This is a genomic window from Streptomyces sp. NPDC049687 (assembly GCF_044465285.1).
Taxonomy (GTDB): domain Bacteria; phylum Actinomycetota; class Actinomycetes; order Streptomycetales; family Streptomycetaceae; genus Streptomyces.
Genome location: NZ_JBITLN010000028.1, coordinates 43,463 through 53,600 on the forward strand (window position 1 = coordinate 43,463; position 10,138 = coordinate 53,600).

At 70.6% G+C, this 10,138-nt stretch carries 7 protein-coding genes; 6 read left to right on the forward strand and 1 reads right to left on the reverse strand.

Features of this window, described 5'->3' with window-relative positions:
* Window positions 1-252: 252 nt before the first annotated feature.
* From ACIBVL_RS42155 to ACIBVL_RS42165, 3 genes are all read left to right on the forward strand, one after another.
* Window positions 253-1,914: a M4 family metallopeptidase gene (locus ACIBVL_RS42155; RefSeq protein WP_399106394.1), complete on the forward strand. Its 1,662-nt coding sequence runs from the start codon at window positions 253-255 to the stop codon at window positions 1,912-1,914.
* Between the two features lie 71 nt (window positions 1,915-1,985).
* Window positions 1,986-2,504, forward strand: coding sequence for a DUF1990 domain-containing protein (locus ACIBVL_RS42160; RefSeq protein ID WP_399106396.1), 519 nt, complete (start codon window positions 1,986-1,988; stop codon window positions 2,502-2,504).
* Between the two features lie 107 nt (window positions 2,505-2,611).
* The gene (locus tag ACIBVL_RS42165; protein ID WP_399106398.1) at window positions 2,612-2,893 is read left to right on the forward strand and encodes a hypothetical protein; all 282 of its coding nucleotides are present in this window, start codon (window positions 2,612-2,614) and stop codon (window positions 2,891-2,893) included.
* Window positions 2,894-2,941: 48 nt separating this feature from the next.
* On the opposite strand, the gene ACIBVL_RS42170 is transcribed toward ACIBVL_RS42165, so the two are convergent.
* The gene (locus ACIBVL_RS42170) at window positions 2,942-5,566 is read right to left on the reverse strand and encodes a glycosyltransferase family 1 protein (RefSeq protein WP_399106400.1); all 2,625 of its coding nucleotides are present in this window, start codon (window positions 5,564-5,566) and stop codon (window positions 2,942-2,944) included.
* A 222-nt stretch (window positions 5,567-5,788) separates the two neighbouring features.
* Here ACIBVL_RS42170 and ACIBVL_RS42175 point away from each other — a divergent pair, with 222 nt between their 5' ends.
* The 3 genes from ACIBVL_RS42175 to ACIBVL_RS42185 all read left to right on the forward strand — a co-directional run.
* Window positions 5,789-6,994, forward strand: coding sequence for a S8 family peptidase (locus tag ACIBVL_RS42175; RefSeq protein ID WP_399106402.1), 1,206 nt, complete (start codon window positions 5,789-5,791; stop codon window positions 6,992-6,994).
* 173 nt (window positions 6,995-7,167) lie between these two features.
* The gene (locus tag ACIBVL_RS42180; RefSeq protein ID WP_399106404.1) at window positions 7,168-9,273 is read left to right on the forward strand and encodes an alpha-1,4-glucan--maltose-1-phosphate maltosyltransferase; all 2,106 of its coding nucleotides are present in this window, start codon (window positions 7,168-7,170) and stop codon (window positions 9,271-9,273) included.
* Window positions 9,270-10,138, forward strand: an 869-nt coding sequence (locus ACIBVL_RS42185) for an alpha-amylase family glycosyl hydrolase (RefSeq protein WP_399106406.1), incomplete at its 3' end; no start/stop codon positions are given. The genes ACIBVL_RS42180 and ACIBVL_RS42185, both read left to right, overlap by 4 nt.

Consider the following 10,138-nt stretch of genomic DNA (forward strand, 5'->3'; position numbering starts at 1 on the left):
GGTCTGGGAACCTCCGGGGCGGCACCTTTTTGCCAGCCGCTTACCCGCCTCCTGTTGGCGCTTTACCGCGGTCAACTCCGTTTACATTCCGGCAATGTTCATTCGGACGTCGTTTTTCAGTCAACATCACATCGGGGTCCTGACATGTACGCGACCTTGATGCAAGCTTCCTGCCAACCGCCGCACAACTTCACCACGGCTTCGGTCGGCATCCCCACGCCGTCCGGGCACCCCCACACCCAAGGAGCTTGTGTGACCTCCCTCTACGCGCGTCACAAGCGCACCACTCTGGCCATCGCCACCGCGATCGCGGCCGGAGCCCTGGTCACCTCCGGTCTCACCTCAGGTGCCGTCGCCGCGCCGACCGGCTCGGACGCGGCCGCGAAGCCCCTCGCCGCGCCGACCGCGCTGTCGGCGTCCGCCCGCACCGCCCTGATCCAGGACAAGCAGGCCGAGGCGACCGCGACCGCGCAGGACATAGGCCTGGGCACCAAGGAGAAGCTGGTCGTCCGGGACGTCGTCAAGGACGCGGACGGCACGGTCCACACGCGCTACGAGCGGACCTACGCGGGCCTGCCGGTGCTCGGCGGCGACCTGGTCGTCCACGAGTCGGCCGCGGGGGCCACCAAGGGCGTCACCAAGGCGACGAACACCACCATCAAGGTCGCCTCGCTCACCCCGGCCGTGACCACGGCCAAGGCCGAGAAGCAGGCCGTGACCCTGGCGAAGGCGGCCGGCTCGGCGCAGACCAAGGCCTCCGAGGCGCCCCGCAAGGTGATCTGGGCGGGCAACGGCAGCAAGCCGGTCCTCGCCTACGAGACGGTCGTCGGCGGCCTCCAGGACGACGGCACCCCGAACGAGCTGCACGTCATCACCGACGCGGCCACCGGCAAGAAGCTCTACGAGTACCAGGGCATCGAGACCGGCACCGGCAAGAGCCTCTACTCCGGCACCGTGACGCTGAACACGACCCTCTCGGGCTCGACGTACCAGCTGACCGACGGCACGCGCGGCGGCCACAAGACGTACAACAAGTCGCACGGCACGTCCTCCTCGGCGGGCACCCTGTTCACGGACGCCGACGACACCTGGGGCACCGGCGCCGCCTCCAGCTCCACCACGGACCAGACCGCCGCCGTCGACGCCGCCTACGGCGCCCAGGTGACCTGGGACTTCTACAAGTCGGCCTTCGGCCGCAGCGGCATCAAGAACAACGGCGTGGCCGCGTACTCCCGCGTCCACTACGGCAACGCGTACGTCAACGCGTTCTGGGACGACAGCTGCTTCTGCATGACGTACGGCGACGGCTCGGGCAACACCCACCCGCTGACCTCGCTGGACGTGGCGGGTCACGAGATGAGCCACGGCGTCACCGCCAACACCGCGGGCCTGAACTACTCGGGCGAGTCCGGCGGCCTCAACGAGGCGACCTCGGACATCTTCGGCACGGGCGTGGAGTTCTACGCGGCCAACTCCAACGACCCCGGTGACTACCTCATCGGCGAGAAGATCAACATCAACGGCGACGGCACCCCGCTGCGCTACATGGACAAGCCCAGCAAGGACGGCGGCTCGTCGGACTACTGGTCCTCCAGCGTCGGCAGCAAGGACGTGCACTACTCGTCCGGTGTCGCGAACCACTTCTTCTACCTCCTCTCGGAGGGCAGCGGTTCGAAGACGATCAACGGCGTGACCTACAACTCGCCGACCTACAACGGCTCCACGGTCACCGGGATCGGCCGCGCGAAGGCGCTGCAGATCTGGTACAAGGCGCTGACGACCTACATGACGTCGACGACGAACTACAAGGCCGCCCGCACGGCGACCCTGAGCGCGGCGTCCGCCCTGTACGGCTCCAGCAGCACGGAGTACGCGACGGTGGCGGCGGCCTGGACGGCCGTCAACGTCAGCTAGTCGCTTCCCGAGCGGTAAGGGCGGTACCCGGGACGAAGGCATCCCCGGGTACCGCCCTACCCTTGTCTCCCATGCCTCCCAACGACTTCACGTACGACGACGTCGGCGCGACCCTCGACCGCCCCGGGTTCTGCCCGCAGGGCTTTCGCCCCCTGCACGTCCGCACCCGCGTCGGCGAGGGCCACGACCTGTTCCGCCGCGCCGCGGAAGCGGTCATGACCTGGGAGATGCACCGCGCCCTGGGCGTCGGCGTGGCCGCCACGGCGGACCGCGCGGCCCCCGACGTGGACGTCACCATCACCCTGGCCGGTCTGATCAAGGCCCCCTGCCGGGTGATATGGACGGCGGAGGAGCCCAGACGCGCGGGCTGGGCCTACGGCACCCTTTCCGGCCACCCCGAGTGCGGCGAGGAGTCCTTCCTCGTCGACCGCACGGGCGACGGCACGGTCTGGCTGACGGTGACGGCGTTCAGCCGCGCGGCGAAGTGGTACGCGCGGGCGGGCGGACCGGCGACACGGGGGTTGCAGCAGGCGTACGCCCGGCGGTGCGGGGCGGTCCTGCGGCAGCTGACCGCCGGCCAGGAGGCATGACCCGAAGGAGTGAACACCTCCGGATCGGCCGGACAGCGGCCCCCCGGGCCCGCCTAGGTTGCGCACATGGTCACACTTCGAACGCTGACGAAGGGCGAACCGGCGGCATGAGCGCCGACGTCCTCTTCCAGGAGCACCTGAGCGCGCTCTTCCCGGCCGCCCTCCGGGGCGCGGAACCGGCGGGCGTGGACCTGGCGCTGCTGGACGTGTACATCGCCGGGTGCGTGTCCGTCTGGCAGAGCAAGGGCGGTTCCCTCGACCCCGAGCGGCTGGGCATCCTGCGCGAGTGCCTCGCCGACCTGGACCGGGTGCTGCCGCTGCTCACCGACGCCGAGGGGATCCGCTACTTCGAGCGGCTGCGCCGGCTGGCCGTCACCGCGTCGGCGTGACGACGGCGGACAGGGGCCGGTGCGGACACACCGACCCCCGCGGACCGGTTACCGCAGCAACACCCCCGCTCCTGCCACCCCGTCCTCCGAGGGCAGGGTCAGCACGCCCAGTTCCGCGCCCGACGCCAGCAGGCGATGGGTGGGGAGGATCCGCACGGTGTAGCCGAAGGGGCCCGTGCGGTCCAGGGACAGGGGGCCCTCGTAGACCCAGCGGCCCTCCAGGTCCGGGCCGCCCGCCGGCTTCAGGGGGACCGCCGCCGCGTCCGTGATGCGGTCCTCCCCGTCGACGCGGCCCGAGACCGCCTGGACCTCGACGTCGTCGGGGGCGAGGTCGCCCAGCCCGACACGGACCCGCAACGCCAGGGTCGTGCCGAGTTCCGCCGTGGTCGCGGCGACCGACGTCTCGACATGGTCGACCGACACGGCGTGCCAGGCCGCCCGCACCCTCGTCTTCCAGCCGGCCAGTTCGCGCGCGGTGTCCGGGGCCATCACACGGTGGGCCTGGGCGGCCGGGGTGTAGAGGCGTTCGACGTACTCGCGGACCATCCGGCCGGCCAGGACCTTCGGCCCGAGGAGGGTGAGGGTCTGGCGGACCATCTCGATCCAGCGGTCGGGCAGCCCCGCCTGACCGCGCTCGTAGAAGCGGGGCGTGATGCGCTGCTCCAGCAGGTCGTACAGCGCCGCCGCCTCGATGTCGTCGCGGTGGTCGGGGTCCGTGCCGGCGCCGTCCGCCGTGGGGATCGCCCAGCCGAAGTCGGGCTGGAACCACTCGTCCCACCAGCCGTCCAGGACGGAGAGGTTGAGACAGCCGTTCAGCGCCGCCTTCATGCCGGACGTGCCGCATGCCTCCAACGGCCTGAGCGGGTTGTTCAGCCAGATGTCGCAGCCGGGGTACAGCTTCTGCGCCATCGCCATGCCGTAGTCGGGGAGGAAGACGATGCGGTGGCGCACGCGCGGGTCGTCGGCGAACCGGACCAGCTCCTGGACCAGGCGTTTGCCGCCGTCGTCCGCCGGGTGCGCCTTGCCCGCCACGACGATCTGGATGGGGTGGGTCGGGTGCAGCAGCAGTTCCATCAGACGGTCGCGGTCGCGCAGCATCAGCGTCAGCCGCTTGTACGACGGGACCCGGCGCGCGAATCCGATGGTGAGGACGTCGGGGTCCAGGACGCCGTCGATCCAGCCGAGCTCCGCCGTCCCCGCGCCCCGCTGCCGCCAGGACACCCGCAGCCGCTCCCGCACCTCCACCACCAGTTGCTCGCGCAGGACGCGCCGCAGGTCCCAGATGTCCTGGTCGGAGATGTCGGCGACGGCGTCCCAGCGGTCGCCTTCGCCGACGGTCAGCGCGTCCTCGGCACGCTGGACACCCACCTGGCGGGCGCCGAGCCGCAGCACCTCGGGGGCGACCCAGGTCGGCGCGTGCACGCCGTTGGTGACGGAGGTGATGGGCACCTCGTCGGCGTCGAAGCCGGGCCAGAGGCCGGAGAACATCTCCCGGCTGACGTGCCCGTGCAGCAGGGAGACGCCGTTCGCCCGCTGCGCCAGGCGCAGGCCCATCACCGCCATGTTGAAGAGGTTCGGCTCGCCGCCCGCGTAGGTCTCCATGCCGAGGCGAAGGATGCGGTCGACGTCCATGCGGGGGAGTTCGGCGTCGGGGCCGAAGTGGCGGGCGACGAGCTCGCGGTCGAAGCGGTCGATGCCGGCCGGGACGGGGGTGTGGGTGGTGAAGACCGTGCCCGCCCGGACCGCCTCCAGCCCCGAGTCGAAGTCCAGGCCCTCGTCGCAGAGTTCGGCGATCCGCTCCAGGCCGAGGAAGCCCGCGTGGCCCTCGTTGGTGTGGAAGACCTCGGGCGGTGCGTGGCCGGTGAGGCGGCAGTACGTCCGTACCGCCCGGACCCCTCCTATACCGAGCAGCATCTCCTGGAGGAGGCGGTGTTCGCTGCCGCCGCCGTAGAGCCGGTCGGTCACCCCGCGTTCGCCGAGGTCGTTCTCCTCGATGTCCGAGTCGAGCATGAGCAGGGGGACACGGCCGACCTGGGCCAGCCAGATGCGGGCGTGCAGTTGCCTGCCGGCGGGCAGGGCGAGGGAGACCTGGGCGGGGGTCCCGTCGTCCTCCCTCAGCAGGGTCACCGGCAGCTCGTTGGGGTCGAGCACGGGATAGTGCTCCTGCTGCCAGCCGTCGCGGGAGAGAGTCTGGCGGAAGTAGCCGTGCCGGTAGAGCAGACCCACACCGATCAGCGGTACGCCCAGGTCGCTGGCCGCCTTGAGATGATCGCCGGCGAGGATGCCGAGGCCGCCGGAGTACTGGGGCAGGGCGGCGGTGATGCCGAACTCGGGTGAGAAGTAGGCGACGGCGGCCGGGAGTCCGGCGGTGCCGGGCTGGGTCTGGTACCAGCGGTCACCGGTCACATAGTCGTGCAGGTCGTCGACGGCCGCGGTCAGCCGGCGCAGGAACCGGCGGTCCTCGGCCAGCTCGGCGAGGCGCTCCGGACGCACGCTGCCGAGCAGCCGCACCGGATCACCGTCCGAGGCGGCCCAGCGCTCGGGATCGACGGACTGGAAGAGGTCACGAGTTTCCGCGTGCCATGACCAGCGCAGGTTGCGGGCCAGGTCACTGAGCGGCCTGAGGGGTTCGGGGAGGAGGGGTCGGACGGTGAATCGACGGATCGCCTTCACATTCCACCTCGGCGTGGCGCGTTCGCTGGATGGACGCACGGCTGTGTACGTCCGGTCGCTCAGAACCGTACCGGTGTTGCCCTCGCCCCTGCCGGAGGCTTCCCGAGACGGGCCGGATCACACAAACCGGCGATATGGCCGATTCAGCCCCCGTAGGCCACCTTGTGACGCTTCACCCCGCACGAGAGGCTGCCCCTTGAGTGGAGGAGGGGGACGCCAACCATGGCACGGACGCGATCGCGGCGTCTGCGCCGGGCGGGGGGCCTGACCGCGGTCGCCACGACCATGGTCCTGTCGGCCGTGATCCTGCCCGCGCACGCCGCGCCGGAGGGGAAGGTACTCGGCGCCGGGCTGCCCGGCTCCGTCGGCGGGAGCTATCTCGTGACGCTGAAGGGGGGCGCACCCGCGTCCTCCGCCGCCGGGCGGCGGCTGGTAAGCGCGTACGGGGCGAGAATCAGCCATATCTACGGCACGGTCCTCAACGGCTTCGCCGTCCGGGCGAGCGCGAGACAGGCCCGGCGACTCGCGGCAGACCCGCGCATCGCCTCGGTCGTCCAGGACACCCGCGTGACCGTGGACGCCGGCGCGAGGAACCCGCCGTCCTGGGGGCTGGACCGGGTCGACCAGCAGGCCCTGCCGCTGGACGGCGGCTACCGAGCGCCCAGGTCCGCGGGCGCCGGGGTGACGGTGTACGTCATCGACACCGGGATCCGGATCACCCACGAGGACTTCGGCGGCCGCGCGAGCTACGGCTGGGACTTCGTCGGCGGCGACCGCACCGCCTCCGACGGCAACGGGCACGGCACGCATGTCGCCGGGATCGTCGCGGGCGAGGACCTCGGCGTCGCCGGGAAGGCGAAGGTGGTCGCCGTACGCGTCCTCGACGGCGCGGGCGCGGGCACCACCGCTCAGGCCATCGCCGGTATCGACTGGGTCACCCGGCACGCGCGCAAGCCCGCCGTCGCCAACCTCAGCCTGGGCGGCTCCTACAACGCCCAGCTCGACGCGGCCGTCCGCGCCTCCATCAGATCCGGCGTCACCTATGTCGTGGCCGCGGGCAACGGAGGCCGCGCCGCCGCTCTCGAATCCCCCGCCGACGTGCGGGAAGCGGTCACCGTGGGCGCCGTCGACCGCAGGGACACCCGGGCCGGCTTCTCCAACTACGGCTCGGCCCTGGACCTGTTCGCCCCCGGCGTGTCGATCACCTCCGCCTCGTACACGGGTGACACGGGCCGCACCACCTCCTCGGGTACGTCGATGGCGGCGCCGCACGCGGCGGGCGTGGCCGCGCTGTATCTCGCCGACCACCCGAGGGCCACGCCCGCCCAGGTCGCGAGGGAACTGGTCGGGGGCGCGGCGAACGGCAAGGTCTCCCGTCCGGGGGCCGGTTCACCGAACAAACTCCTGCAGGTACCGCCCTTCACGTAACGGACCACGCGACCGGCTCCGTTCGTCCCGAACGGGGCCGGTCTTGTGTGTAGACATACGCGTGAGTAGTTAACAAAGTGCCGGAATGCTCACCCGTTTAGGGTGGGAAGGCTCCCCCGGTACTCGACCCCACATCCATCCGCCCACCCTCGTTGATGCGGACAGGAGCGGTCATGCCCGCCACGCACCACTCGTCATCACCCCCGACACCCCGTACCAAGGCGACCGAAGTCTCCGAAGCGCTCCCCGTGCGCCCCGTCGACACCGGTCCGCCCGTCGCGGAGCGATCCTCCGCCGCTCCCGCCACCGCCGTCGGGCGCATCCCGGTCCTCGACGTCCGCCCCCTCGTCCAGCAGGGGCGCCGGCCCGCGAAGGCGGTCACCGGTGAGACGTTCGAGGTCTCGGCCACCGTGTTCCGCGAGGGCCACGACGCCGTCGCCGCCAACGTCGTGCTGACGGACCCCGAGGGCCGGCCCGGCCCCTGGACCCCGATGCGCGAACTCGCCCCCGGCACCGACCGGTGGGGCGCCGACGTCACCCCGGACGCGCCGGGCCGCTGGACGTACCACGTGGAGGCCTGGAGCGACCCGGTCGGCACCTGGCGGCACCACGCCCAGATCAAGATCCCGGCGGGGATGGACACCGAACTGGTCCTCGAGGAGGGCGCACGGCTGTACGAGCGCGCGCTGGCCGGTGTGCCCAAGGGGGGCGGGAAACGCGCCGTCCTGCGCGCCGCCGTCGGCGCCCTGCGCGACGAGACCCGCCCGCCGGCCTCCCGTCTGGCGTCGGCGCTGACACCGGAGGTCGACGCGGTCCTGTCCCGGTATCCGCTGCGGGAACTGGTCACCTCCTGCGAGCCGTTGCCGCTCCTCGTGGAGCGTGAACGGGCGCTGTTCGGCTCCTGGTACGAGTTCTTCCCCCGCTCCGAGGGAACCGCGGAGAACCCGCACGGCACCTTCCGCACCGCGGCCCGACGCCTGCCCGCCATCGCCGCGATGGGCTTCGACGTCGTCTACCTCCCGCCGATCCACCCGATCGGGACGACCTTCCGCAAGGGCCGCAACAACACCCTCGACGCCACCCCGGACGACGTCGGTGTGCCGTGGGCGATCGGCTCCCCCGAGGGCGGGCACGACGCCGTCCACCCCGACCTGGGGACCATCGAGGACTTCGCCTGGTTCGTGCGGGAGGCGCAGGCCGCGGGCCTCGAAATCGCCCTGGACTTCGCGCTGCAGTGCTCCCCCGACCACCCGTGGGTGCACAAACACCCCGAGTGGTTCCACCACCGGCCCGACGGCACCATCGCCTATGCGGAGAACCCGCCGAAGAAGTACCAGGACATCTACCCCATCGCCTTCGACGCCGACATGGACGGCCTGATCGCCGAGACCCTGCGCGTCCTGCGTCACTGGATGTCGTACGGCGTACGGATCTTCCGGGTCGACAACCCGCACACCAAGCCGGTCGTCTTCTGGGAACGGGTCATCGCGGACGTCAACCGCACCGACCCCGACGTCGTCTTCCTGGCCGAGGCCTTCACCCGCCCCGCGATGATGCACACCCTCGCCCAGATCGGCTTCCAGCAGTCCTACACCTACTTCACCTGGCGCACCACCAAGCAGGAGCTGACGGAGTACCTCACCGAACTCTCGGGGGAGGCCGCCTCCTACATGCGGCCCAACTTCTTCGTCAACACCCCCGACATCCTGCACGAGTACCTCCAGCACGGCGGCCCGCCCGCCTTCGCCGTCCGGGCCGTCCTCGCCGCCACCCTCTCCCCTACCTGGGGCGTCTACAGCGGCTACGAGCTGTACGAGAACACCCCGCTGCGGCCCGGCGGCGAGGAGTACCTCGACTCGGAGAAGTACCAGCTCAAGCCCCGTGACTGGAACACCCGCGACACCCTCGCGCCGCTCATCACCCGGCTCAACGAGATCCGCCGGGCGAATGCGGCCCTGCGGCAACTGCGCGACCTGCACTTCCACCACGCCGACCAGGAGGCGGTGATCGTCTACTCGAAGAGGAGCGGTTCGAACACGGTTCTGGTGGTCGTCAACCTCGACCCCCACCACACCCAGGAGGCCACGGTCTCGTTGGACATGCCGCAACTCGGCCTGGACTGGCACGAGTCGGTGCCGGTGCGCGACGAGCTCACCGGCGAGACCTACCACTGGGGCAGGGCCAACTACGTGCGCCTCGAACCGGGCACCCGGCCCGCGCACGTCCTCACCGTCCTGCGACCGTCCAACCCGCAGATCGGAGGGTCACCCACACGATGATCGTCAACGAACCCGTTCAGGACACGTTCGAGGACACCCCCGCCAAGGACCGCGACCCCGACTGGTTCAAGCGCGCCGTCTTCTACGAGGTCCTCGTCCGCTCCTTCCAGGACAGCAACGGCGACGGCGTCGGCGACCTCAAGGGCATCACCGCCAAACTCGACTACCTGCAGTGGCTGGGTGTCGACTGCCTCTGGCTGCCGCCCTTCTTCAAATCGCCCCTGAGGGACGGCGGATACGACGTCTCCGACTACACCGCGGTCCTCCCGGAGTTCGGCGACCTCGCCGACTTCGTGGAGTTCGTCGACGCGGCCCATCAGCGCGGAATGCGCGTGATCATCGACTTCGTCATGAACCACACCAGCGACCAGCACCCGTGGTTCCAGGAGTCGAGGAAGGACCCCGACGGGCCCTACGGCGACTACTACATGTGGGCCGACGACGACAAGCAGTACGCCGACGCCCGGATCATCTTCGTCGACACCGAGGTCTCCAACTGGACCTTCGACCCGGTCCGCAAGCAGTACTTCTTCCACCGCTTCTTCTCGCACCAGCCGGACCTCAACTACGAGAACCCGGCCGTGCAGGAGGAGATGATCTCCGCGCTGCGGTTCTGGCTGGACCTGGGCATCGACGGGTTCCGGCTGGACGCGGTGCCGTACCTGTACGCGCAGGAGGGCACCAACTGCGAAAACCTTCCGGCAACCCATGAGTTCCTCAGGCGGGTCCGCAAGGAGATCGACTCGCACTACCCGGACACGGTGATCCTCGCGGAGGCCAACCAGTGGCCGGAGGACGTCGTCGACTACTTCGGAGACTTCCAGTCCGGCGGCGACGAATGCCACATGGCGTTCCACTTCCCGGT

What these genes read in the sequence shown, in the direction of transcription:
- ACIBVL_RS42175 (WP_399106402.1), top strand. Translation starts at nt 5,789, where the DNA reads ATGGCACGGACGCGATCGCGGCGTCTGCGCCGGGCGGGGGGCCTGACC.
- ACIBVL_RS42160 (WP_399106396.1), top strand. Translation starts at nt 1,986, where the DNA reads ATGCCTCCCAACGACTTCACGTACGACGACGTCGGCGCGACCCTCGAC.
- ACIBVL_RS42165 (WP_399106398.1), top strand. Translation starts at nt 2,612, where the DNA reads ATGAGCGCCGACGTCCTCTTCCAGGAGCACCTGAGCGCGCTCTTCCCG.
- ACIBVL_RS42180 (WP_399106404.1), top strand. Translation starts at nt 7,168, where the DNA reads ATGCCCGCCACGCACCACTCGTCATCACCCCCGACACCCCGTACCAAG.